The 24,706-nt window shown below is 66.4% G+C and carries 23 protein-coding genes; 9 read left to right on the plus strand and 14 right to left on the minus strand.

Annotation, left to right across the window (positions count from 1 at the left end; all coding sequences use genetic code 11):
* Positions 1 to 80: 80 nt before the first annotated feature.
* The gene (locus BIU99_RS11370; RefSeq protein WP_071261510.1) at positions 81 to 521 is read left to right on the plus strand and encodes an META domain-containing protein; all 441 of its coding nucleotides are present in this window, start codon (positions 81 to 83) and stop codon (positions 519 to 521) included.
* Between the two features lie 54 nt (positions 522 to 575).
* Positions 576 to 1,151: a leucine-rich repeat domain-containing protein gene (locus BIU99_RS11375; RefSeq protein WP_071261292.1), complete on the plus strand. Its 576-nt coding sequence runs from the start codon at positions 576 to 578 to the stop codon at positions 1,149 to 1,151.
* Between the two features lie 156 nt (positions 1,152 to 1,307).
* Here the strand turns inward: BIU99_RS11375 and BIU99_RS11380 are convergent, their stop codons facing one another.
* From BIU99_RS11380 to BIU99_RS11395, 4 genes are all read right to left on the minus strand, one after another.
* A complete protein-coding gene (locus tag BIU99_RS11380) occupies positions 1,308 to 2,069 on the minus strand; it encodes an ABC transporter ATP-binding protein (protein ID WP_071261293.1) in 762 nt (253 codons plus the stop codon).
* Positions 2,066 to 3,142, minus strand: a complete 1,077-nt coding sequence (locus BIU99_RS11385; RefSeq protein ID WP_071261294.1) for an iron ABC transporter permease — start codon at positions 3,140 to 3,142, stop codon at positions 2,066 to 2,068. Before BIU99_RS11385 ends, BIU99_RS11380 begins: the two co-directional genes overlap by 4 nt.
* A gap of 11 nt (positions 3,143 to 3,153) precedes the next feature.
* Positions 3,154 to 4,197, minus strand: a complete 1,044-nt coding sequence (locus BIU99_RS11390; RefSeq protein WP_071261295.1) for an ABC transporter substrate-binding protein — start codon at positions 4,195 to 4,197, stop codon at positions 3,154 to 3,156.
* Positions 4,198 to 4,290: 93 nt separating this feature from the next.
* On the minus strand, positions 4,291 to 4,677 hold the full coding sequence (locus tag BIU99_RS11395; protein ID WP_139205416.1) for a hypothetical protein: 387 nt from the start codon (positions 4,675 to 4,677) through the stop codon (positions 4,291 to 4,293).
* Between the two features lie 579 nt (positions 4,678 to 5,256).
* On the opposite strand from BIU99_RS11395, the gene BIU99_RS11400 reads away from it, so the two are divergent.
* The 4 genes from BIU99_RS11400 to BIU99_RS11415 all read left to right on the plus strand — a co-directional run bounded on the left by BIU99_RS11400 (position 5,257) and on the right by BIU99_RS11415 (position 11,921).
* Positions 5,257 to 5,850: a recombinase family protein gene (locus tag BIU99_RS11400; RefSeq protein WP_071261297.1), complete on the plus strand. Its 594-nt coding sequence runs from the start codon at positions 5,257 to 5,259 to the stop codon at positions 5,848 to 5,850.
* A 175-nt stretch (positions 5,851 to 6,025) separates the two neighbouring features.
* Positions 6,026 to 8,761 (plus strand): DNA methyltransferase, encoded by a 2,736-nt coding sequence (locus tag BIU99_RS11405; protein WP_071261298.1) that lies wholly within the window; start codon positions 6,026 to 6,028, stop codon positions 8,759 to 8,761.
* Positions 8,758 to 10,740, plus strand: a complete 1,983-nt coding sequence (locus BIU99_RS11410; RefSeq protein ID WP_071261299.1) for a DEAD/DEAH box helicase — start codon at positions 8,758 to 8,760, stop codon at positions 10,738 to 10,740. Before BIU99_RS11405 ends, BIU99_RS11410 begins: the two co-directional genes overlap by 4 nt.
* Positions 10,737 to 11,921 (plus strand): GIY-YIG nuclease family protein, encoded by a 1,185-nt coding sequence (locus tag BIU99_RS11415; protein ID WP_139205417.1) that lies wholly within the window; start codon positions 10,737 to 10,739, stop codon positions 11,919 to 11,921. Before BIU99_RS11410 ends, BIU99_RS11415 begins: the two co-directional genes overlap by 4 nt.
* Positions 11,922 to 12,043: 122 nt before the next feature.
* On the opposite strand, the gene BIU99_RS11420 is transcribed toward BIU99_RS11415, so the two are convergent.
* From BIU99_RS11420 to BIU99_RS11450, 7 genes are all read right to left on the minus strand, one after another.
* The gene (locus BIU99_RS11420; RefSeq protein ID WP_071261301.1) at positions 12,044 to 13,162 is read right to left on the minus strand and encodes an XRE family transcriptional regulator; all 1,119 of its coding nucleotides are present in this window, start codon (positions 13,160 to 13,162) and stop codon (positions 12,044 to 12,046) included.
* A complete protein-coding gene (locus tag BIU99_RS11425; RefSeq protein WP_071261302.1) occupies positions 13,162 to 13,845 on the minus strand; it encodes a hypothetical protein in 684 nt (227 codons plus the stop codon). Before BIU99_RS11425 ends, BIU99_RS11420 begins: the two co-directional genes overlap by 1 nt.
* Positions 13,846 to 14,263: 418 nt before the next feature.
* The gene (locus BIU99_RS11430; protein ID WP_071261303.1) at positions 14,264 to 14,923 is read right to left on the minus strand and encodes a response regulator transcription factor; all 660 of its coding nucleotides are present in this window, start codon (positions 14,921 to 14,923) and stop codon (positions 14,264 to 14,266) included.
* Entirely contained in the window at positions 14,920 to 16,191 is a 1,272-nt protein-coding gene (locus BIU99_RS11435) for a sensor histidine kinase (RefSeq protein WP_071261304.1), read from the minus strand. The genes BIU99_RS11430 and BIU99_RS11435 overlap by 4 nt, the downstream gene beginning before the upstream one ends.
* 68 nt (positions 16,192 to 16,259) lie before the next feature.
* Complete coding sequence (locus tag BIU99_RS11440) at positions 16,260 to 17,492, minus strand: serine hydrolase (protein ID WP_083397315.1); 1,233 nt, start codon at positions 17,490 to 17,492, stop codon at positions 16,260 to 16,262.
* Between the two features lie 14 nt (positions 17,493 to 17,506).
* A complete protein-coding gene (locus BIU99_RS11445; RefSeq protein WP_071261305.1) occupies positions 17,507 to 18,331 on the minus strand; it encodes a hypothetical protein in 825 nt (274 codons plus the stop codon).
* On the minus strand, positions 18,331 to 19,077 hold the full coding sequence (locus tag BIU99_RS11450) for an ABC transporter ATP-binding protein (RefSeq protein ID WP_071261307.1): 747 nt from the start codon (positions 19,075 to 19,077) through the stop codon (positions 18,331 to 18,333). Before BIU99_RS11450 ends, BIU99_RS11445 begins: the two co-directional genes overlap by 1 nt.
* Before the next feature lie 99 nt (positions 19,078 to 19,176).
* Between BIU99_RS11450 and BIU99_RS11455 the strand changes: the two genes are divergently transcribed.
* Together BIU99_RS11455 and BIU99_RS11460 are read left to right on the plus strand one after the other, a co-directional pair.
* Positions 19,177 to 19,728: a hypothetical protein gene (locus BIU99_RS11455; protein ID WP_139205418.1), complete on the plus strand. Its 552-nt coding sequence runs from the start codon at positions 19,177 to 19,179 to the stop codon at positions 19,726 to 19,728.
* A gap of 81 nt (positions 19,729 to 19,809) precedes the next feature.
* Positions 19,810 to 20,523, plus strand: a complete 714-nt coding sequence (locus tag BIU99_RS11460) for an HAD family hydrolase (RefSeq protein WP_071261311.1) — start codon at positions 19,810 to 19,812, stop codon at positions 20,521 to 20,523.
* Between the two features lie 31 nt (positions 20,524 to 20,554).
* Here the strand turns inward: BIU99_RS11460 and BIU99_RS11465 are convergent, their stop codons facing one another.
* From BIU99_RS11465 to BIU99_RS11475, 3 genes are all read right to left on the minus strand, one after another.
* Complete coding sequence (locus BIU99_RS11465; protein WP_254773613.1) at positions 20,555 to 20,998, minus strand: BLUF domain-containing protein; 444 nt, start codon at positions 20,996 to 20,998, stop codon at positions 20,555 to 20,557.
* A gap of 108 nt (positions 20,999 to 21,106) precedes the next feature.
* On the minus strand, positions 21,107 to 22,378 hold the full coding sequence (locus BIU99_RS11470; protein WP_071261314.1) for an HNH endonuclease signature motif containing protein: 1,272 nt from the start codon (positions 22,376 to 22,378) through the stop codon (positions 21,107 to 21,109).
* Between the two features lie 196 nt (positions 22,379 to 22,574).
* Positions 22,575 to 23,171: a hypothetical protein gene (locus tag BIU99_RS11475; protein ID WP_139205419.1), complete on the minus strand. Its 597-nt coding sequence runs from the start codon at positions 23,169 to 23,171 to the stop codon at positions 22,575 to 22,577.
* A gap of 58 nt (positions 23,172 to 23,229) precedes the next feature.
* Here BIU99_RS11475 and BIU99_RS11480 point away from each other — a divergent pair, with 58 nt between their 5' ends.
* Entirely contained in the window at positions 23,230 to 24,549 is a 1,320-nt protein-coding gene (locus BIU99_RS11480) for an FAD-dependent oxidoreductase (protein ID WP_071261315.1), read from the plus strand.
* The last annotated feature ends 157 nt before the right edge of the window (positions 24,550 to 24,706 follow it).

Consider the following 24,706-nt stretch of genomic DNA (forward strand, 5'->3'; position numbering starts at 1 on the left):
CCATAGACCGATGAGCCGTGGCTCGGACTCGCGCTAGCATCGAGCCAGTCGCGGCCGGGCGGCCTCCGGAGGGGATGGACATGTTCACAGGTGGCGGATCGAAGCGGGGGCGCACCGCGGGCCTCAGCGTCATCGGTGCAGCAGTGCTCGCGATCGCCCTCGCGGGATGCGCCTCCGGGACCCAGAGTGGCGCCGACCCCTCGACCACAGCGCCCGCCGAGTCCGGCGACGCTGTCGGTGTCGTCGGTGTCTGGGGAGACGCCGACGCACAGAACACCCCGTCGCTGGTGTTCGCGGAGGACGGCACGGTGACGGGGACCGACGGGTGCAACCGACTCATGGGCTCGTGGACGGCCGACGGCGACACGGTCGAGTTCGCGCCGCTGGTGTCCACGCGGAAGGCCTGCGAAGGCGTCGACACCTGGTTGTCGGGCGGAGCATCCGGCACCTGGACAGACACGGAACTCGTCGTCCTCGACGGGAGCGGCACGGAGATCGGCACGCTCGAGCGCTCGGAGTGAACCGGCCTTCCGGGCTTGCCGGGTGTTCGCCGGTGGGTGCGAGAGGATCATCGGGTGGATGAGGTCGAATCGTTGCGGGACGCGGGGCTGCAGGCTGCCGTGCGGGAGCATCTGCGCGGGTTGCCGCACGGCGCGGGCTCGGAGGGCTTGAGCGAGATCGTCGTCGATGAGGTGACGGTGCTGGATGGCATCGAGCGCTTCTACGGACTCCGACGACTCGGGCTGGAAGGCACGGATGTCGTCGATCTTCGTCCGCTCGCAGGCCTTCGAGACCTGGAGGAGCTGTGGCTGAGCGAGACGCGCGTGACCGATCTCCGCCCACTGTCGGGGCTGCGGGCACTCACGGTGCTCGAGCTCGGCGATACGCCGGTCGTCGACATCGAGCCACTCCGACCGCTCCGCCGCCTCGAGAAGCTGTGGTTGAACGGGACGAACGTCGCCGATCTCGACCCGATCCGTGTCCTCACGGGCCTGGTCACCATCGGGGTGGCCGGCGCCCCGATCGAGGACTACCGGCCACTGGAGGCACTGGCGGAGCTGCAGACCCTGGTGGTCTCACGGTCGGCATCCGCGCACCTCGGGGCGCTGTCGCATCGTGGTGACCTGGACATCCATCTCCTCGACGAGTAACTCTCCCCTTCGGGAGACGCACGTTCCCGAGCGAGTGGTGCCGCGGCGAGGACGACCGCGGTCCAGAACATCGCGATGCGGAGACGACGGGGAGGCGCGGATTCCCCGGGTCGGTTCACGGGCGCTTGGGCCGGGCGGCGCCCAGAGCGGGCGGGATCATCGCGTGAACGTGATGACGGGGTGCCCTCGGCGGGAGTCCAGCGTCACCTCGGCCGCCACGCCGTAGACGTCCGCGATGAGCGCTGCGGTCAGCACCTCGCTCGGTGCCCCGGCAGCGACCACCTGACCGGCCCGCAGCACGACGACAGTGTCGCAGTACATCGAGGCGAGGTTGAGGTCGTGGATGGCGATGACGGTGGTGACCGGGAGCGCGCAGACGAGATCCAGCAGCTCCAGCTGGTGTCGGATGTCGAGGTGGTTGGTCGGTTCGTCGAGGAGGAGCTCGCGCGGCTCCTGGGCGAGCGCCCGCGCGATCTGTGCCCGCTGGCGTTCGCCTCCGGAGAGGGTGTGCCAGAGGCGGCCGGCCTGATCGGCCAATCCGACGTGGGCGAGCGCGCGGTCGACGGCGGTCTCGTCGACTGCGGTGTCACCGCCGAGTCCCGAGCGGTGCGGGATGCGTCCGAGTCGCACGATGTCGCGCACCGTGATGTCGACGTCGGTGTCGGCGTGCTGCGTCACCGACGCGACCGAACGCGCGATCCGCCGTCGACCGACCGACGCCAGGTCGACACCGTCGAGCGTCACGAGTCCGGCGGTCGGCTTCACGAGTCCGTGGAGCATCCGCAGGAGCGAGGACTTGCCCGACCCGTTCGGTCCGAGGAGCCCGACGGTCTGTCCCGGTTCAGGGTGCAGCGTCACGCCGTCGACGACGAGCGCACCGCCGCGGTTCCAGGAGACGTTCTCTGCATGAAGGGTCATCCGCGCCTCCGTCTCCGGGCCAGCAGGGCGATGAAGACCGGTACCCCGACGAGCGCGGTCCCGACGCCGACCGGCAGCGGCGTCGGTGAGAACGCGACGCGCGAGCCGGCATCCACCCAGACCATGAAGATCGCACCGATGATCGCCGTGGCCGGGATGAGTCGCCCGTGACGGGGCCCGACGAGCAGGCGGGCGGCGTGGGGCAGCACGAGTCCGACGAAGCCGATCGCCCCCGCGACGCTCACCAGCGTCGCCGTGATGAGCGCCGTCGCGATGAGCAGGATCGCCCGTGTCCTCGCGACGTGGATGCCGAGCGACGCCGCGACGTCCTCGCCGAAGGCGAACGCGTCGAGCGCATGGGCGTACCGGAGGCACAGGATCGAACCGGCGACGACGACGATCGCGCAGAGCGCCACGTCGTCCCAGCGCACACCCTCGAGTGAGCCGAGCAGCCAGAACATCACGCCGCGCGTCTCGTCCGAGTCGGCGAACGCGAAGATGATCAGCGAGGTCAGTGCGGAGAAGAGTTGCGTGCTGGCGACGCCCGCCAGCACGACCCGGTCGGTCCCGCCGCCGGAGAGACGGGAGAGCAGGAGCACGAGTCCGAAGGCGACGAGCGCGCCGATGAACGCGCCACCGGAGAGCCCGATCGACGCACCGCCGAGTCCGAGGATCCCGATCGCGACCGCGCCGGTCGACGCACCGGAGGAGATGCCGAGGATGAAGGGGTCGGCCAGCGGATTGCGGAGGAGTGACTGCATGATGACGCCGCAGAGCCCGAGCCCAGCACCGCAGGCTGCCGCGACGAAGGCTCGTGGCAGGCGCTCCTCCCACACGATCGCGTCCTTCGACAGCTTCACCGGGATGTCGGTGACACCGAGGTGGTTCGCGACGATGTCCCGCACGTTCACGAGCAGGATGTCCGCTGGGCCGAGCGTGATCGCCACGCCGACCGAGACGAGGAGGAGGACCACGCCGGCGAGGACGAGCAGGCCGGTGATCGTCGCGCGGCGTGCGCGTGAGGCGGGTCGCCGTGCCGTGTCGCCGTTCGTCACCGGTTCGGTGCTCGTCACCGTCTCCGGGTTCAGAGCTCGTCCTCGTGCTCGACCCACCACGCCTTGATCTTCTCGAGGCCGTCGACGAAGCGGATGGACGGGTTCAGTTCGGCGCCGTGGAGAGCGATGTACCGCTGGTTGCGGACCGCGTCCATGGTCTTCGTCAGTGGGTCGGACTCCAGGAACGCGACCTTGTCGTCGAGGCGGTCGCCGGGGAACCGGTCGCGCTGCAGGTCGCCGAGGACGAGGACCTGCGGGTCGCGGTCGACGAGGTCTTCCCAGGTGGTGGCCGGCCAGTCGTCCTCGAGTTCCCCGAAGACGTTGTCGAGCCCGGTGGTCGAGGCGAGCAGCGCGGCGGATCCGAGGCCACCGCCGACGTACGGGGTCTTCGTGTCGGCGAACCAGAACGCGACCGTCGTGCCGTCGAAGTCGACACCCTCGGTCGCCTTCGCGGCACGGCTCTGCAGCTCGGCGACGAGCGCGGCAGCACGGTCCGAGACGTCGAAGACCTCGCCCATCTCGGTGATCTCCTGGTAGAGCGCGTCGATGGTGAGCGGCGTCGTGCGCGTCCCGCCACCGTTGATGCTCGTCCCGTTGTCGCAGTCGGTGGGCGAGAGGTAGCTGGCGATATCGGTCTCGGCGAACCGCTCGCGTGGTGCGACGCCGCCCTCGTTGTAATGACGGCCGAAGGACGCGGTGATGAAGTCCGGGTCGGCTCCGAGGACGACCTCGTAGGTGGGCGCGTTGTCGGCCAGGCGCGGGACGTCGGCGTTGGCATCCGCGAGTGAGTCGAGGACGGGGTCCGTCCAGGAGGCGGTGCCGACGATGCGGTCCTCGAGCCCGAGGGACAGCAGGATCTCGGTCGAGTTCTGGTCGAGGGAGACGACCCGCTGTGGTGCGGCGTCGATCGTGACCTCGGTGCCGCAGTTGTCCAGCGTGAGTGGGTAGTCCGTCGCGCCCTGCCCGGCGGCGGCGATCGATGCGGGCTCGACCGCTTCGGACGCGCCGCAGGCGGACAGTCCGACGGCGAGTGCCGCGGCGAGGACGAGGCTGATGGCGGCGCGCTGGTGCACGTCGTCTCCTTCATTCGAGGGGCGGGACCTAGGAAGGATAGCCTTACCTGAGTGACAAGTACGAATTGGTCCGTTCCTACCACCGAACGCAGCTCAGCCGAAACGCAAGAATCCCCAGCTCAACGCAAAACCAGCGGTCACCCACGCGATTGGACCCCAATACGTCCACCACCACCGGATGCGTTGACGGAGGGCCAGGTCACGTCGCGCGGCCCGAACCGTCTGCAGGAAGAGTGCGGTCGGAAAGATGAACATGAGGCTCAGTCCAAGCACCAGGGTGATCCGGGACTCGTTTGTGTCATCAGCCGAAAAGAACTGCGTTGATGTCGATGCAAGCCGGTCGATCACGATTCGGAGGATGATCTGCAGCACCAGCGCGATGAGTGCTGCGGTCGCTGCGACGACCCCCACTCGCGTTCCACTTGAAGTGGGTTCGCCTCTGTACGGATCGTTTGCACGTCCGAGCGACGGATCGGACATGCGTTCCTCCTGCGCCACAGCGCCGAGGCTGTTGAGCCGACTTCTTCGTATTGTCCCCCTCACCCGAGCGACCTGATGAGCATGAGCGTTGCCAAGGTGGCGGCAAGAAGTCCAAGCCATCGCCAGAGAGCTGCATCTCCGTCGGGAGAAGTCTGCTGCCTCCGGATGGTCCTCCGCAGGCACGGTCCTGCGTACCGGTCGAACGCCCTGGGGGAAGATCTTCAGACCCGCACCTGCGATCAGCACGATGACCGCTCCGATCATCATCCCAACATTCATAACCCCGCCATTCCCACCAGGGTGAGACTTGCACGATCGCGCAGGCCAGACCAATCCGAACCGATGCGGAGGTGGCGGGCTCCGTGCCGATTCGCCACGCCGACTCCATGCTCAACGGCCGAAAAGCCACTCTGCCTCAGGAAGCTACAGGTTTACAGGACACGAGGTGCGTCGAAGACCGCGACAAACTCAACCGCGGAAGATGCAGATCTCACCGTCGGTCACCCGTCTCGAAAACTCGTCTCGCAATGCGGCGTGTCTCATCGTGGTTCACATAGGTTTCTGAGACATGCTGATGCGATGAGGCAAATCGGGTACGCCAGAGTCAGCACCGCCGGCCAGGACGCGCAGCTGCAGCTCGACGCGCTCGTCGACGCCGGCGTCCAGAAACGCGACGTGTTTGCGGACGTGACCTCCGGAAGCAAGACCGCGATCGAGCGCCCCGGCATGACGAAACTGCTCGAATATGCCGAGGCCGGCGACACTGTGATCGTGTGGCGTATCGACCGCCTCGGCCGCTCCCTCATCGACGTCCTCAACACGGTCGAACTCCTGCGCGGTCGCGGAATCCACCTGCGATCACTCTCCGATGGGATCGACCCCGCGACGTCGACGGGCCGGCTGATGCTTCACATGCTCGCCACCCTGGCCGAGTATGAACGCGAGCTCATTGTCGAACGTGTCAACGCCGGCATCGCCGCGGCCCGCGAATCGGGCACCCGGTTCGGGCGCCCACCCGCGAACCCTGACGTCATCGCCGATAAGCTCGCCATCGTCGCCGAGGCCCGCAGCCGCGGCCGCACGGCCGTTGAAGCGGCTGCGCTCGTCGGCTGGAGCCGCGCCACGCTCTACCGACATCAATCCGAGACCCGAAGAAAGGTCCCGGCGCCTTGACCGTGGGACAGTCGGAGCTTCCACCCCTCGCCAAGCTCGGGATACACACCTCATTCTGTAGCTCGTGGATAAGCTTGACCGGCGCAATGTTTTCGGCTCAGGGTCGAGCGGATATGCGCGTAGATCTGCGGGTCACTTCCACTGCCTCTAGCGTGCACGAGAATAGGAAACACCGATGGCGAGACTGAGTCTTAAAGCCGTCGAAGAGCGCGTCGCGCCGCTTGCCGGTCGTGAGAGCTACGACCGTGAGTTCATCTTCGACCTGCTCCTTGCGTTCGGGAAACCGCAGGGCAACGTCACCCGGCTGCGCAACGGGGCGCTGAACGTCGCCGTGGATCCGATGTCTGAAGTCGCGCAGAAGAACACGGTCTACTTCAAAGAGACCACCGGAGACCCACTCGCGGTTATCGAGGAGCTCAAGTCCTCGCCGGCAGTCGTCCGATTCAGCACACGTTTCGTGATCGTGACCGACTACGTCGATCTCATCGTGACGGATTCGAAGACCGGCCAGATGATCGGGTTCCCGATCCGCGAGATCGACCAGCACTTCACGTTCTTCCTGCCATGGGCAGGCATGGAGAAGGCTCAGTACCTCGCCGAAGCTCACGCCGACGTCAAAGCTGCTGAGCGCATGGGCAGGCTCTTCGACGAGCTGCTGCACGCGAACCCCGGACTCTTCGATGACGACCGCGGCCGGCACGCCCTCAACATCTTTTTCACACGCCTGCTGTTCTGCCTCTTCGCCGAAGACACGGGGATCTTCAAGGAGAACCAATTCACGAACGCCGTCAGCTCGCACACGCAGGCTGACGGATCAGACGCCGCCGAGTTCTTGACGGACGTATTCGTGGCCCTCGATACCGAAAGTCCTACGGATAAACCGAACTACCTCGCAGATTTTCCCTACGTCAACGGTCGCCTCTTCGCGATGACCGACGAGCATGTGGTGCCGCGGTTCACGAAGACGGCTCGCGAGGAGCTGATCTCGTCAGGCATGCTCATCTGGCGTGAGATCAACCCGGACATCTTCGGGTCGATGTTTCAAGCAATCGTCACACCAGGCAAACGCAGCGACCTCGGTCAGCACTACACGTCGGTACCGAACATCCTCAAGACCATCGAGCCACTGTTCCTCGACGCTCTGAAGGCGGAGCTCGATGCGGCGTACGACAGCGAACGTCGTCTCGTCCGCCTGCTAGACAGGATCGCCGACATCAAGGTTTTCGACCCGGCGTGCGGGTCGGGCAATTTCCTCATCATCGCGTACAAGGAGCTACGGAAAGTCGAACACGCGATCCTCGGGCGGCTTGCCGAGCTCAGCTCGACGTACCAGGTGCTGTGGTCGGATTCGAGAATCAGCATTGAGAACTTCTACGGCATCGAAATCGATGATTTCGCTGCCGAGGTGGCCGTACTGTCACTATGGATCGCGAAACACCAGATGAATCGGGAGTTCCGCGAGAAGTTCGGCGTCTCGATTCCTCTGATCCCGCTCAAGGAGACCGGTCAGATCCGCGCAGGAAACGCGACGCGTGTGGATTGGAACGATGCCTGCCCCAACGACGCTCAAACGGAGATCTACCTAATCAGTAACCCGCCGTACGTCGGATCGAGCATGCAGACCGCCGAGCAGAAAGCGGATTTTGAGCCAGTGTTTGGCGTCCGTCCCTTCTCGAAAAATCTAGATTACATCGCTCTCTGGTTCATGAAGGGATCCGACTACATCAAGGGAACTCGGGCTCAACTCGCATTCGTCACTACGAATTCTGTCGCCCAGGGTGAGCATGTGAGTCTCCTGTTCCCGTCCATTTTTGACATGAGCATTGAGATCGGTTTTGCCTACACGTCGTTCAAGTGGGAGAACAACGCGAAGCGTAACGCTGGCGTGACTGTGGCAGTGATCAATCTGCGGAACGAGTCCTCTGCACCCAAGTACATCTACACCGATGACCTGCAGATCGTGGCGAACAACATCAATGGCTATCTGACTGACGCCCCGAACGTCATGGCTGCGCGGCGGACACAACCGATCTCAGATGCTCTCCCGCCCATGGCCTTCGGCTCGAAGCCCACCGATGGCGGCCACCTCATCTTGAGCCGGGCTGAGCGAACTGACCTGCTCTCCACGGATCCGGGGGCAGCCTCGTTAGTCAAGCAGTACATGGGGTCATCGGAGTTCATCAACGGTGGAGAACGTTTCTGCCTGTGGATCCCTGACGAATTCTCGAAAGACGCGAACGGCATTCCTGCTGTTCATGATCGTTTGGTTCGCGTGCAGCTAGCACGCTCAGCTGAGAACACCAGCGGAATCTCCAAGAAGTTTGCAGCAGAGCCGCATCGATTCATCCAGCGTGCGTACAAACCCACCGAATCGGTCATCGTGCCAAGTATTTCCTCGGGTCGACGCGAGTACATCCCGATGGGCTACCTCGGCCCTGATGTCGTCATTTCGAACAAGGCTTTCGCGGTTTACGATGCTGAGCCCTGGGTGTTCGCGCTATTGACCTCCAAAATGCACATGGTGTGGGTTAATGCGGTCTCAGGCCGCATGCGCGAGGATTACCAGTATTCGAACACGATCGTCTACAACAACTTTCCTGTCCCGCCGCTCTCGGGTGCTGTGAAGGAGAAACTGACGGTCGCCGCGCTGCGCGTGCTCGACGTGCGCGAGTACCACTGCGAACGAACTCTGGCTGAGCTGTACGACCCGAACAAGATGCCACGCGACCTCCGTGATGCACACGCTGAGATCGATGCCCTCGTGGACTCGATCTACTCCAAGAGGCCGTACGAGACCGATGAGCAGCGTCTGTCGGGCCTGTTCTCCTTGTACGAGCGCATGACCGCCGCCGAGGCCGCGAATCCGCCTACGAACAAGGCTAGGGCTCCGAGGAAGGCTGCATCAAAGTGAACGCGATCAATAAGCCCGTCAACGTCGTTGACGTCACGTATGCCCAGACGAAGGCCTCGGTCAACACGGACGGGCTCGGCATGCGCGAAATGCAACAACGTGTCTTCGCCAAGCGGGGAGCCCCGCATCTGCTCGTGAAGGCCCCGCCGGCGTCCGGGAAGTCGCGTGCGCTCATGTTCGTCGCGCTCGACAAGCTCTACAACCAGGGCCGTAAGAAAGTCATCGTTGCAGTGCCGGAACGTTCGATCGGTGCCTCGTTCGACTCGACAAACCTCACGACCTTCGGCTTCTGGGCCGACTGGGAGGTCAAGGACGATAACAACCTCTGCGATGCAGGATCCTCGGCTGGCAAAGTCGACGCGTTCCTGAAATTCCTCGAGGGACCCGACGCGGTGCTCGTTTGCACACACGCGACACTGCGCTTCGCCTTCGAGAAGCTCGCACCCGAGGCATTCAACGACACCGTTCTCGCGATCGACGAGTTCCACCATGTCTCCGCGGACACCGAAACCTCACGGCTTGGCGCGTTGCTGCGCGACGTGATGAACGGTTCCGACGCGCACATAGTCGCGATGACAGGCTCATACTTCCGTGGTGACTCAGTGCCAGTGCTCGCACCCGAGGATGAAGCGAAGTTCACACCGGTCACATTCAACTACTACGACCAGCTAAACGGTTACGAGTACCTGCGCTCGCTCGGTATCGGCCACCACTTCTATCAGGGCCGTTACACCGAAGCGATCCATGAAGTCCTCGACCTCAACAAGAAGACGCTCGTGCACATCCCGAGCGTCAACGCCGCCGAATCAACGAAAGACAAGATCGAAGAGGTCGGGTTCATCATCGACGCCATCGGGCATGTCGAGGACACCGACCCCGACACGGGCATCATCAGCGTGCGCCGCACCGACACCGGTGCGATCGTGCGGGTCGCGGACCTCGTCGACGACACCAACCCGAAAAAGCGCGGCGACACCCTCCACTACCTCACACACACCGCATCAAAGCAACGTGACGCCGTCGACATCATCATCGCCCTCGGCATGGCGAAGGAAGGTTTCGACTGGCCCTTCGCGGAGCACGCGCTGACTGTCGGGTATCGCGCCTCGCTCACGGAGGTCATCCAGATCATCGGCAGAGTGACACGCGACAGTGAGGGCAAGAAACATGCTCAGTTCACGAACCTCGTCGCCGAGCCCGACGCATCACAGGGCGAGGTCAAGGTGTCAGTGAACAACATGCTCAAGGCGATCACGGCATCGCTGCTCATGGAGCAGGTGCTCGCGCAGAACTTCACGTTCAAAACGAAAACGTTCGACGACGAACCGGCGAAGAAGGGCGAGCTGAAGATCAAGGGATTCAAGGAGCCCACGAGCGAGCGGGTGAAACAGATCGTCGCGACGGACCTCAACGACCTCAAGGCAACCATCCTGCAGGACGACACGTTCGCGCGCGCTGCGGCCGGCTCGATCGACGCGGAGACGACCAACAAGATCTTGATCCCTAAGATCATCCGTGAAAAATACCCGGAACTGGACGAGACGCAGGTCGAGGAAGTCCGCCAGCAGGTCGTCGTTGACTCGGTCATCAAGAACAGCGAAGTCCACGAGGTCGGCGATAAACGTTTCATCAAGATGGCCGAGAAGTTCGTCAATATCGATGACATCAACATCAACCTCATCGACTCCGTGAACCCGTTTCAGCGTGCATTCGAGGTGCTCTCGAAGTCGGTCACACCGTCGGTGCTGCGGATCATTCAGGACACAATCACGGCGACGAAGATTGAGTTCACGGACGACGAGGCGCTGGCACTGGTCCCGAAGATCAAGACGTGGCGACAGGTCAACGGCAGGAACCCGGACATTCGGTCCGAGGATCCAACGGAGAAGCGACTCGCCACTGCGTTGCTGTATCTCCAGAGACGCACCGCTGAGCGTAAAGCCGAACAGCGCGCAAACGAAGTGGTGGAGCCATCGTGACGCCGGCTGACTCCACGAACGACGACAACGTCGTCCTCACGCTCGACGACATCCTCGACGATGACCTATTCACCGCTCCAGAGAAACCAAAGCAGCTCACCTCCTCGGACCGCCTCGAGCGGGCGTTCCTCGAAATCGTCGAATTCCGTCGCACCGAGGGTCGGGTCCCGAGCTCGCAGACCCGCGAGATCGCTGAACGAAAACTCGGAGCACGGCTCGATGGGTTCCTCGCCGACGACAAGAAAGCATCCGCAGTCAAACACCTCGACGAGTTCGGACTACTCGAAGCGCCAGCTGGGCCAACGTCCCTCGACGAACTCCTCGAGAGCGACGACCTCGACGACCTCCTGGGCGACGCGGCTGGGATCCTGGACGTTTCCGACCTGCCTGCGATCAAACGTCCCGAGGCACCGGAATCGGTCGCGCAGCGCGTCAAGTCCGAAGATTTTGCAATGTTTGAGCCGTTGTTCAAAGCCAAGCACGCTGAGCTGGCCGACGGCACGTTTGAGCTCCAGACGTTCACTGGGATGGATCTCATCCGTGAAGGTGTGTTCTTCATTCTCAGCGGCGTCATGTGCTTCGTCGCCGACGTAGGCGAGGACGTGGACCTCGTCGTGGGCGGCAAGCAGAAGAAAAAGCAACGGCTGCGTGTCGTGTTCGAAAACGGCACCGAGTCGGCAATGTATCGGCAAAGCCTCATGACACGCATGTACGAGGCACAAGGGCAAGTCCTGGCCCGCACCGGGATCGATGCGAGCGAAATCCTCGATGCCGATATCGAGAGCGGCCACATCTACGTCCTGCAATCGATGAGCGCTGACCCGCTAATCTCAAATTTGCCGAATCTGCACAAAATCGGTTTCTCAACCACGAGTGTCGAACAGCGCGTCAAGGGCGCCCTGAACTCGCCGACATACCTGATGGCCCCCGTCAGAATCGTCGCCGACTATCGCCTCTACAACGTCAAGGCCTCGGCACTCGAGCATCTGCTGCACCGGGTATTCGCAGACGTCAGACTGGATCTGACACAGGTCGACGGAACAGGTCGAAACTACGATCCGTCGGAGTGGTTCGTTGTGCCCCTCAACGTGATCCATACTGCTGTGGCGATGATCATGTCCGGTGAGATCGCTGAGCACGTTTATGATCAGGCGCGGCAGCGCCTGATCCAGAGTAAGTAACCACACTCAACATCTGCAGGGCTATCTCGCGGCATCGCTCGAGACACCACTGAGGCAAACCTCGCTGTCGGCGTTGTTTTGGGGTCATTACCGCGACGAACTGCCCTCGTGGTGCTCGAGTTCTATTTCCCCACGAGGCGAAGCACTGGTCGCTGATCCGGCACGCCGAGGAGTCCGCGCACCTGCGCCGGCGGCAGCCGGAGCGCCTCCGCGATCGTCGGCACGGTAACTCCGTGTTCCGCGGCGAGCTCCGCGGCGCGGTTCAGAAGAGTCGGAATCTCTCCAGCGTAGGAACTCGTAGGGTCTGCTGCGGGATCGTTCGTCGCCGCGAGTCGCTGGAAGGCGCGACGCGCGGACGAGTCGGTTACCCGCCCCAGCTCGGTCATCCGCCGGATAAGCGAGTGCGGAGACACCCCCCAGGTTCTCCCAATGCGATCAAGAGTTGCGAGGTCCAGTCGCTGTGGCAGAGCAGCCTCCATGGCTTTGGTGGGCGTGAGGAATTCCGCTGCGAATTCATCTGCCTCACGCTCGATCGCTGCGCTCTGTTCCTGCGACTCTGAATGCAGCAACAAGTGGCCGATCTCGTGGGCAATGGAGAACCGGTGCCTGAACACGTTCGCACTCCGACGAGGTGTCGTGATCACGATCGGACGCTCGACTATCCGCGCCGAGAAGGCATCCACCGACTCCACCTCACTGCGGGGGCGCGTCGCGACAACAACCCCACGCGATTCAGCGGTTGCCACCAGGTGCCTGACCGGGCCTTCTTGAATGCCCCAATGCGATCTAAGGGCCGTCGCAGCCGCCGACGGCGAGCTGCCCTGAACCACTGCGGGGAGATCGACTTCGGGAAGCTTGATATACCGCTCAAGAGCGAACGTCAGTTCCCAGATCAATGTCGCGATCGAAAGCGCTTTTTGGCGATCGCTGACACGTGCTGAGCGCAGGCTTCGAAAGTGAGCGTTGACCGAATCGATACGAGCGAGTGGCCGACCGACGCTGAAGAACTCCGGCCGCACATCGAGAGTGCGAGCCAGCCGCTCCACCACTTCGGGTCGAGGTGCGTTCACGCCCGCTTCATACTGGCCGACCGCCGCTGCCGAGACGTCGACCTCAGCGGCTAGCTCCAACTTGCTCATACCGCTTCGAACCCGGGCTTGAGTCAGCCGGGCAGGTTCAAACTGGCCGTACGACCCCCGGGCGGCCGGAAGTTCGAAGAGGGCGGGAGGGACGTCATTCATCAGCGGAGCTGATCCTCGCTCTGCAGAGCGATGGAGGGCGCGACCGGACTACCGCTGTCGAACGATTCCACATCCGTGGCAGCACCGGCATCAACAAGCTCCGGTCGCCAAAGGACTTCCTCGCTCTGAAGACGGACCAGGCCGGTGGCAGACTCATACTCTGCCAAGGCCCACTCGATCGAGGACAGCTGACGAGGCGTGGAGTGCATCATCACCAAGACAACCGGCATCACGGCGCCAGCCGCCTCGACCAGGTTCTCAAACGCGGCCTCTTCGGCGTCATCTCGAGCGTTCTCCCCGCCGTTCAGGAAGCTGTCACCGAAGATTTCAAGCGGCGCCTGTGCGAAGAAGCCGTTCCGCCAGGTCTTGCTCGACGCGAAGCCGTCGATGGCATTCGCCCGTGAAGGAACTCGCCACACGACGAGGAGGCATCCGTTCACGATCGGCAGGCGCCAGCCCGCAGGCGCCAGCCGGTAGCTCCTGTAGCCGCGGTCAGTGAAGGCGTCATTCGTCTCGTCGTAGAGATCGCGCCACTGGCTCCCGAAACCCAGCAGGTGGCGGGATCCGGAAGCCTCGTGCGCTTCAACAGACCGATCGTGCCGAGCACGTACGACCTCCACCACAAGGTCGCGCGCCGCATCCGCGTGGCCACCGAGTGCTTCTACTACGGAACTGGCGGTCATCTGGACTCCTCTACGGTGCTGCACCACGCCCCGTGGCTTAGCTTTAGTATTACACATGAAACGCGCACGAGTGCTTCAGTGTGGACTTGGCGTGTCGCCCCTCTGCTTCGCTAGGCTCGAAGCCCACCGGTGAGAGGCGGGCGCGGCGGAAGTAGTGATTCACCGCCTCGCTTCCAGCAGTGACGCCGGTTCCGTGGCACGGAGCGTCGGAGTGTCGGCGCAGGCGGTATTCAGCGCTCGCCAGCGGCCGTCTATACGGATTGACATACGCCTATTTGCTTGGCGCGGGTAGTACCCGCTACACCGCGCTCACATCGCGAAATCGAAGGCCATGATCGAGGCTTCTACGCCCGTGGTCTACTTGGCGGGAATATCGCTGATAATATTTATTATGTCTTCACGGCTCGCCACCCACAGCTCAACGCGGGTCGACGAGCCCCGCGCGGATCCCCCACAACACGGCCTGGAGGCGGTCGCGCGCTCCGGTCTTCTGCAGCAGGCCGGCGAGGTGGTACTTCACCGTGGTGGGCTCGACGAAGAGCCGCTCGGCGATCTCCGCGTTGGAGAGTCCCTGCGCCAGGAGGTCGAGGACCTCGAACTCGCGGTCGGTCAGCGGCGAATCGACCGGCGCTGCTGTGACCGGGGCCTCGCGTCGGCGCTCAGAGAACTCCCGGAGGATGCGACGGGTGAGTCGTTGGTCGAGCGTCCCCTCCCCCGCCGCGACGGAGCGGATCGCGGCGAGCAGCGTCGCCTCGTCTGCGCCCTTCAACAGGAAACCTGCTGCGCCGGCCTCGAGGGCGGCGAACACATCCGCGTCGACGTCGAAGGTCGTGAGGACGAGGACGTCGGCGTCGAGCTCAGGGTCCGCCGTGATCGTGCGGGTCGCCGCGATCCCGTCCGTGCCCGGCATCCGGATGTCCATGCAGATCAGGTCGGGCCGCAGCTCCTTCGCCAAGCGCACCGCGTCGGCACCGTCGATCGCCTCACCGACGACCTCGATGTCGGGTTCGGCGCCGAGGATCACCGAGAGGCCGGCGCGGACGACCGCCTGGTCGTCGGCGATGAGGAGGCGGATCATGAATCACTCCGATGCTGGTCGGGACCCTGCTGGTCGGGACGGTGCTCGTCAGGGATGGTCAGGCGGTTGCGCCACCCGCCCTCGTCCGTCGGTGCCGAGGTCAAACGCGCTCCGATGAGCTCCGCGCGCTCGCGCATGCCCCAGAGGCCGTAGCCGTCGCGCGACGGTGAAGCAGGCCGCTGCGAGGACGCGGCGTTCGTCACGGTGAGCTCGATCGCGTCCACCTCGAACCGCACCGCGACGCGGCACACGGCCCCGGGCGCGTGCCGGGCGGCGTTCGCCAGCGACTCCTGGACGGTCCGGTACGCGGCCGTCTCCGCGAGCGGCCCCAGCACACGAGGCTCACCGGTCACGGTGTACGCGACGTGCTGCCCACGCGACCGCGCCGCCTCGACGAGTTCCGGGATCGCCGCGATCGTCGGTGTGGTCGCCGGCCCGAGGGTCGATCCGTCTCCGCCGCGCTGGACGTCCGCATCGTCGCTGCGCAGCAGGCCGACCGTCCGCCGCAGATCCACGAGCGTCGTCCGTGCGTCCGACTGCACCGTCTGGAGCATCGCCCGAGCGCGTTCCGGGTCACGCTCGACCAGCGCGCTGGCCGCCTGGGCACTGACGATGATCCCCGACAGGTGGTGCCCAGCGATGTCATGCAGTTCCCGGGCGAGGGCGGTGCGCTCGGCGCGGAGGTCGTTCTGCACACTGATCCGCCGCTCGTTCTCGGCCATGCGCGCCTGGTCCTCGATCGCCGACAGCAGGCGCTCGCGCCCCCGTGTGTACTCGGCGACACCGGCCGGGAGCACGTACTGCAGCACGATGCGCGCGACAGCCGCGAACACGAGGATGAGCGGCTCCTCGGACGACCCGAAGGCCATCGCGATGCCGCCGATGACCGTCGTGGCCGCCGCGCCCGTCACCAGTGCGGCCACCACCGTTCGACGGTCCTCGCGACGGGCGAGCGCGTAGGTGGCGAGGATCACCCCGAACGAGCCGAGACCGAGCTCACCGCCGGTGCTGCCGAGGATCACGAGGTCGAGCGCGACCACGACCCCGAACACGACGACCGGGTACCGGCTCCGCAGCAGCAGCGCAACGGCTTGGAGCACGACCAGGGCCACATGCACCCACGGCGGGATCCGACCCGGCACGGCGTGCAGCTCGTCGACCCACGGGACGACCCCGAGATACCCGACCGCACCGGCGAGGACCAGGACCGGCGGGAGCGCCGAGCGCAGACGGGCCGCGAGCGGGGCGGGCCGTGCGGGAGAGGTCATGGGTCGAGTCAACCACGCCGAGCGCCGACCCCGGTGGGGGCCGGCGCTCGGCGTCCGGTGAGCAGCGGTCATCGCTCGCAGAGGGTGGCGTCGAGGGCGTCGACGACGATCCGGTACTGCTCCATCAACCGCTCGTTGTCGTCGGGCGAGACGACCGCCCACGGCAGCGCGGTGACGGCGATGGTGACGGCCGTGCCGTCAGGACCGACCGCATTGCGCGTCTGGGTTCCCGGGATGTCGCCGCCATGGCCCCAGGCCACACCACCGCAGCTCAGCGGGTAGCTCTGCAGGCCGAGCCCGTACGTCGCCTCCGGCCACAGCTCGTCGCCCGCCGGAACGGTGGTCTGCATCTCGGCCAGGCTCTCCTCGTTCAGGAGTTCACCGTCGAGCAGGGCCTGCATGAAGACGTTGAGCTCGTGCGGTGTGGACACCATGGCCCCGGCGGACCAGGCGAAGGAGGAGTCGAGGGCCGTGATGTCGAGGAGGTCGCCGACGGTCTTCGCGTGGTACCCGTGCGGGTGCTCACCGCGCAGCTCGCGTTCGCCCGGCGCCGGGAAGTAGGTGTGCTCGAGGTCGAGCGGTTTGACGATGCGCTCGTCGATCTGCTGGGGCAGTGCACGGTCGGTGACGGCCTCGACGAGCAGTCCGAGCACGAGGTAGTTCGTGTTGCTGTACGCCCAGCGCTCCCCCGGCGCGAACACGGCCGGCTTGGCGAGGGCGATGTCGAGCATGTCGCGGGGCGAGGTGTAGCGCTCCTGTGCCGCGAACGCGTCGGCGGCGATCTGGTCGGCGTACTCGGGGAGCCCCGCCGTGTGCTGCAGCAGCTGACGGACCGTGATGCGGGTGCCGTCGATGCCGTCGCCGGTGATGAGTCCGGGGAGGTAGGTGTCGATCGGGGCGTCGAGCGCGACCTTCCCCTCCTGGACGAGCTGCAGGACGACGGTCGAGACGAACATCTTCGTGTTGCTCGCGATCCGCACCTCGCCGTCGATCGGGGCCGACTCGTCGGTCGCGAGGTCGCCGATACCGGCCGCGACGTCGATCGCCTCACCGTCCGGTCCGATCACCGAGGCGAGCGCAGCGGGGTAGCCGGCGTCGACGAGCGACTGCATCCGGTCCTGCAGTGGGCCCGATTCGGAGCCGGTGCCGGCGGTCTGCTCTGTGGCGCTGGAGCAGGCGCTGAGGGAGACGGTTCCTGCGAGCAGCGCGGCGGCGGCCGAGACGGCGATGAGCGTGCGGTGACGGGTCTGGTGTTGTGCCGTGGTCTGGGTCTTGGTGTGCGTCTGGTTCTGGTCGTTCATGTGGGTGATTCCTTTCAGATGTCGCGGCGCGAGAGCGCAGCGGATGCGGCCACCGTGAGGGCGGCGGTGAGGGCCACGAGGGCGAGGATGACGACGAACGGCCCGAGCCCGTCCGTTCCGCCGTGGATGACGCCCTGTGCGAGTGCGACAGGCAGGAACTGGGTCCAGACCGGCGGAGTACCGCCGCCGACCAACTGGATCGACGAGACGACGATCGGTTCGAGGATGAGGATCGCGATCATCGTCAGCACGCCGGCGAGCTGAGTGCGGACGATGAGCCCGACCGCGAGGCCGATGACCGACAGTGCGGTGACGGCGAGGACACCGAGCCCGAACCGTGCTGCGAGGTCCGGGAGACCGAGGACGAAGGGCGTTCCAGTCGCCGCCAGGGTGATCACGAGCGTGACCAGACTGACGAAGGCGAGTACGACACCGAGGGCGACGCCGGCGAGCACGACCGCGCCCGCCTTGGCTGCGACGATGCGGAACCGCTTGGGTGAAGCGAGGACAGCACCGACGATGCCGCCGTAGCGGTCGTCACTCGTGCCTGCGAGCACACCGAGCAACGTGATCGCCAGGAGTGCGACGCCGATGGAGCCGCTGCCCATCGACGCTCCGAGGGGGTTGAGCGCGTCGAGTTGGACGGCGCGGGAGGCGAGGTCCAGGACGGGGAAGTCGCTCCCGAGGGCATCGAGGCCAGGACCGATGTCGCCGTCGGCGAGGGCGGGCATGAGGGTGACGAAGGCGAGTTGCGTGACGATGAGTCCCACGACGGCGACCGCCGCGGTGACCTTCGTCGCGGTCGTGGTGACGAGCCCGATGAGTTCAGCGCGGAACATCAGCGCACCTCCCTGTTCTCGGTGAGCTGGGCGGTTCCGGTGACCTGGAGGTAGTACGCCTCGAGGCCACCGCCCGATGCGGCGAGGATGTCGACCATCGACGACTGGGCCAGCACGCGACCGTCGGTGATGACGACCACGTCGTCCGCGATGTCCTGGACATCGGACAGAAGGTGGGACGACAGCAGCACCGTCCCACCCGCGTCGGCGAACGCACGCAGCCGGCGTCGCAGCCACTGCATGCCGGCCGGGTCCAGACCGTTCGACGGCTCGTCGAGGATGAGCACGGCAGGCTCGCCGAGGAGGGCTGCGGCGATCGCGATCCGCTGACGCATGCCGAGCGAATACCCGGCCGCAGGACGGTCGGCGTCGCGAGTCATCCCCACCTCGGTGAGGACCGCATCGATCCGGGCCGCGTCGACCCCGATCCGTGCGGCGGCGATGCGGAGGTGCTGCCGCCCGGTGCGGGCCGGGTGGAGTCCGCCGGCGTCGAGGACGGCGCCGATGGAACGAGCGGGGTGCTCGAGCTGGCGGTACGGGCGGCCGAGGATGAGACCGTCGCCCGCGTCCGGCCGGACCAGACCGAGGAGCAGACGGATGGTGGTGGTCTTCCCGGCACCGTTGGGGCCGAGGAGTCCGACGACCCGGCCGGGGTCGACGGTGAAGGACACGTCGTCGACGCGCGGGCGACCGTGGAAGGTCTTCCGGAGCCCGCGGGCCTCGATGGGATGCGTGGAGAGGTTCATGGCTCCAGCCTCGGCGCAAGCCGCTCCGGGCACCCCCGCCTGCCGCACAGTCCCGGGCTGGCCGAACGGACAGTGATCGACGACCTCTAGGCTGCTGGCATGGACACGACTGCTCGGATGCATGATCGACGTCGCCGTCTCGCGCCGCGCGCGACCCTCGTGGCCACGGCGGTCGTCGTCGCCGGTCTGCTCGCAGGCTGCGCGTCGTCGCCCTCGCCGGACCGGACGACGGCGGCATCCGCATCGGCATCGGAATCCGCCACCCGATCGGGCACCGGTGAGATCCGGCACGAGCTCGGCCCCCTCACCGACCGCTTCCCACAACTCGCCAGCGCGCTCTCAGCGACCTGGATGTCGGGGACCATGGGCGACGAGCGGGTTCCGGGCCCGAGCACGTACTGGATCGATGCGGTCGTCGTCCTGGACGAGGCCGGATACGCGGAACTGCGGGCGCTCGCACCCGATGAGGCGGGCTCGGACGTGGGCGCGGAGCTTCCGGACCTCGACCCCGGACTCGACGACGCACTGCCGCCGGGACCGTTCGTGCGCTCGTCTGCGCTCGACGACGCCTTCTCGCAGGACGGCCGTGTGACACAGGTGTTCCTCGACGATGCGACCAGCTCGGTGGTCTTCACGAGTCGGTTCCAGTAGCGGGCGGCACGGCGGGCTCGCACGTTCTGTGGCGAATGACCACCGCTTCACAATCGCGGGCTCGCGGGTTTGACTGGTCGCATGTCCGAACCAGCTGACACCACCGTCCCCGAGAACTCCGACGACCGCATCGCGGTGCTCTTCGACATCGACGGGACGCTCGTCGACTCGAACTACCTGCACGTCGACGCGTGGGATCGTGCGTTCGCCGATGCCGGCAGACCGGTCGACGCGTGGCGCATCCACCGCTCGATCGGCAAGGACGGCGGCGAGCTGCTCGAATCACTGCTGGACGGTTCCGACGAGGTCGAGCAGTACGGCGAGCGGGCGAAAGAGCTGCACAGCGAGTACTACCTCCAGAACACCTCACGGTTGCGGGTGATCGGCGGCGCGCGCGAGCTGCTCGGTGAGTTGGCGGGGCGCGGGATCGCTGTCGTGCTGGCGACCTCGGCACCGGAGAACGAGCTCGAGATCCTGCGGGAGCTGCTCGACGTCGACGATACGATCTTCGCCGCGACCTCGTCCGGTGACGTGGAGACCGCCAAGCCGGAGCCCGACATCGTCGAGGTCGCGCTCGATCGTGCGGGCGTGCCGGCGTCGCGGGCGGTCATGGTCGGCGATGCCGTCTGGGACATCGAGGCGGCTGCGCGGGCCGGCGTGGAGTGCATCGGGGTGCGCAGCGGTGGGTTCGGTGAGCAGGAGCTCCGTGACGCTGGTGCGGTCGCGGTCTACGGCGACGTCGCGGAGCTGCTCGCGAACCTCGACGACAGCCCGATCGGCAACCTCGCAGGCTGACTGCGGGTGTGAGCGCGGGCTTGAGCGCGACTCAGCTCCGCATGGCGCGGCTGCGGAACCAGCGGGCGAGTTCCTGCAGCGCGCGCATGGTGGCGGTCGGGTCGTCGCGGTCGAGGTCATCGAAGGTGTCGCGGTAGCCGTCGAGGTCTGCGGCGGAGCCGGTGTCGGCGCGTTCGAAGCCCATCGTCCAGGCGGCGAACTGGCGTTCGCGGATGGGCTCCTCGAACATCACGCGGATGCCGGTGTGGCGGGGATCGGCGGCGAGGGTGTCCATGAGCTCGCGGACAGCGGGCTCCGGTCCTTCGAGGACCTGCAGGAACCGGCCGTCGCGGTGGACGAGCATGCCGGTGAGCTGTGCGCGGGCGTTGTTCTCGCGGCAGGTGGCGAGCAGGGCGGTGAGGTCGTCGTCGCTGAACGGCTGTGTCGCCGTGCTCGCGTATACGAGTGACAGCATCTGGTCTTCGTCGGTGCCCACCTTTGGAGCCTACCCGGCGGGGTGCGGAGGTGGTCCCGGAAGCAGCTCCCCGTCCACGGAGCGTGCGCAACCCGGCTGCCCTTCGACAGGCTCAGGGACCGACGGGGGTCAGAACGGTGCAGGGTCTGGTGCCGTCCGGTACTGCTTGCCGTCAGGTGTCGTCCACTCGAGGACCCCGCCGGGTCCGTGGTCGAGATTCCACCCCGGCAGGTGCTTCATCCGGTGGTGATGTCGACACAGGCAGGCGAGGTTCCCGACATCTGTCGTCCCGCCGTCCTCCCACGCGACCGAATGATCGAGATCACATGCTCTGGCGCGTCGCCCGCAGCCCGGTGCCCGACAAGTGCCGTCCCGGAGGCGCACTGCCCGTTGGAGATCGGCCGGAACCCGGTACTGATTCCGTCCGACAGAGAGGACCGCGCCGGTTTCCGGCTGGACGAGGATCCGGGTGAAGCTGGGTGCGTTCACCGCGATGCGTGCCGCGGTCTCCGGGTCGACGGGACCATACCCGTCGAGCGTGGCCGGGGCATCGCTCACGCCGGCCATACTGAGCGCCGGGACCGTGATCTGCACGGTCGGTGTGATGTGCTCCTGCACCTCGATGGGGTGCGGGAGCGCCGGGCTCGTCATAACGTCTTCCGGGGTCACGCCGGTGAGCGCGAGCGCCGCCAAGGCGTCCGCCTGCAGCTGGGCGCACGTGCGGGTGTCGCCGACATTGCGCGATTCGGCGGCGGCCGCCTCGACTCGCTCGATGATGCCCTGCGCGATCGGCGCCGTGGTGAACAAGTGCACCCACGCCATGCCGTCGGCTGCGGGCTCGAACTCAACCCGGCGGTCTGCCTCGGAGCGGACCGCTCGGGCGGTGATGGACTCGGGGTGGAGGCGCTCGCGCAGCACGCGGGCGCGCCTGCGGAGGTACGCGTTGGTGGACTCCTCCGCGACCGGCAGGACCTCCGCGAGGAACACAGCTCGCCCCGCGGTCGGGACGTCATTGAGTTGGTCGATGATCGTCTGCGCATGCCGCGCCGAGATGCGACCCGCTTCAAGGGAGGCGAGCACGGCGGGTGCTTCGTTCACCAGGCGCTCGGCGTCATTGGTCGCCCGCTGCACGGTCTGCTCCGGCGTGCGGGTCGCCATCGCGAGCGCCGCACAGGTCGACCGGCGGGAGAGCGCCTGCCGTTCCGCCGGCGGGAAGATCGCCGGAACCGTGGCGTCGGCGAAGGCGTCCGCGTAGGCGGCAGAGCGGGCGAGGAGCCGGGCCTCCTCGGCGTCCAGAGCAGCACGCCGGCGCTGGATGTCCGCGTAGTGGTCCGAGAACTCCGCGAGTTGCGCGGCGTAGTCGTCGCCGACGCGGGTCGCGGTGAGGGTGGTCTCGGTCATGGGACAAGTCCACCATGGACCACTGACATTCCAGATGCCGAGTCGTTTCGGTTGTGGAAGTGTCCTCGTGCGCCCTTCGACAAGCTCAGGGACCGGGCAAGGGTTGCTCTGGGACACCGCGGGAAGGGTTGCTCGGGACTTCGCGGAAAGGGTTGCTCTGGGACACCGCGGGGGCTCCGTGGCGCCCGGGCGCCGCTCACCGGCCCATGAGCGCCTTCACGACCGCGACCGCGGCAGGCCCGTCGAGCGACGGATGACCCGCCCACTGCCCGCCGGTGACGGACACCTCGGTGTCCGGCAGCACCACCGTGGTGACGATCACCGCGGCGACTCCGGTCTCGACCGTCGCGCTGTACGCGATCCCGCCGGCAGCCTCGATGGTCGCATCCGGGATCGGCGTGAGCCCGGCGGCGGCGAGCTCATCGACCGACAGCGCCTCGCTCGGCTCGGGCGAGACGACGACCTCCACCGATCGGATGTCCGCCGCGTCGATCGTCCCCTCCGGCGCCTCCCAGCCGCAGAGGGTCCCGTACTCGTCCGCCCCGTTGTCCTCCCGCGCCACGAGTCCCTCGATGTAGGGCGCGACGGCCGCCTCCACCGCCGCGCAGTCGACCTGCAGGGGCGATCCGTCTCCCGAGCCCCCGCTCGACGTCTCCGCCGGCACCGTCGCAGCTGGCGATGCACTGCCGGCGGAGCCGCCACCGGGCCCACTCCCACCAGAGCACGCCGACAGCGCGAGCACGATCGTTCCGGACACGAGAAGCGGCACTCCCACCCGCTGCAACAGACGCATGATGTCGACGATATTGGTTCCGGAGTAGTGTCCGGAAGAGACCGACGGGAGCAGCGCGATGAAACCGACGACCCGCACCGACAGCGATCACGGCGACCACACCCCCGACCGCGACTGCGTCATCGCGGGTGGCGGCCCGGCCGGCATGGTGCTCGGCTACCTCCTCGCCCGGGCCGGTCTCCGCGTGACCGTGCTCGAGAAACACGCCGACTTCTTCCGCGACTTCCGCGGCGACACGATCCATCCGTCGACCGTCACGTTGCTCGGCGAGCTCGGCCTGCGCGAGCGGTTCCTGCGGCTACCCCTCAACCGGTTGCAGACGATGGACGCCGTGATCGACGGCCTGCGGATGACGATGGTCGACTTCCGCACCCTGCCGGCGCCCGACCGCTTCCTCGTCCTCGCGCCGCAGTGGGACTTCCTGAACTTCCTCGCCGAGGAGGCCGCCGCACTGCCGAACTTCGAGCTCCGTCTCCGCACCGAGGCGACCGGCCTCATCGTGGAGCAGGGCCGGGTCCGCGGCCTGCACGCGACCACGAGGACCGCCGACGACCCGGCGACCGACACCGACCCGGCGGCCGGCACCTCCACCGACGTCGAGATCCGAGCCACCCTCACGGTCGCGGCTGACGGACGCACCTCTGCACTCCGCGACGCGGCCGGACTCATCCCCGACGAGAGCGGCGTCCCGATCGACGTCCTGTGGTTCAGCCTGCCGAAGCCCGCCGACCCACCGCCGCCGACCCTCGCCTATCTCTCGCCGCGCGGCATGGTGCTCACGATCGACCGGGGCGACCGGTACCAGTCCGGCATGGTCATCCGGAAGGGCGGCGCGGGGCAGCTCAGAGCCGAGGGTCTGTCGGCACTCCGCGGCCGGATCGTCGATGCAGCACCCGTCCTGCGTCCGGTGGTCGACACCCTGACCGGCTGGGACCAGGTCAAGCTCCTCTCGGTCCAGCTCAACCGCCTCGACCGCTGGTACCGCCCGGGCTTCATCGCCATCGGCGACGCAGCGCACGCGATGTCACCGATGTTCGGTGTCGGGGTCAACTACGCGATCCAGGATGCGGTCGCCCTGTCCAATGCGATCGCCGGCCACCTCGCCGCTGGGGACGCACCGTCCGAGGTCCTCGCTGCCGTCCAACGTCGACGCGAGCAGCCGGTCAGGATCATGCAGCGCATCCAGCGGGCAGGGCACCGGGTGATCTCCCGCACGACCACGGGCGACCGCATCGCACCGCGGTGGGTGATCCGCCTCATGCGACTCGCCGGCCCGGTCGTCCGGCCGCTCGCGGCGAGGTTCATCGGCATCGGACTCAGAGCCGAGCACGTCACCACCCCATGGCGCGAAGCGGAGAAGCGCGAGCGCGAAGCGTAAGAGAGCAGGCGCCGAGCCTCAACCTCCGACGACAGGGCGGTCACTGGTCGTAACGTGGACGCTGCAGACGTGACCTGAGCGTCTGCGCCGGTGCTGCTCCTCAACCTGGCGCCGGCGCGGCTGTGGGGCGCCGCTTCCGCCACGCCCCACAGCCGTC

The sequence above is a fragment of the Plantibacter sp. MMLR14_011 genome (genome assembly GCF_001865025.1).
Classification (GTDB): domain Bacteria; phylum Actinomycetota; class Actinomycetes; order Actinomycetales; family Microbacteriaceae; genus Plantibacter; species Plantibacter flavus_A.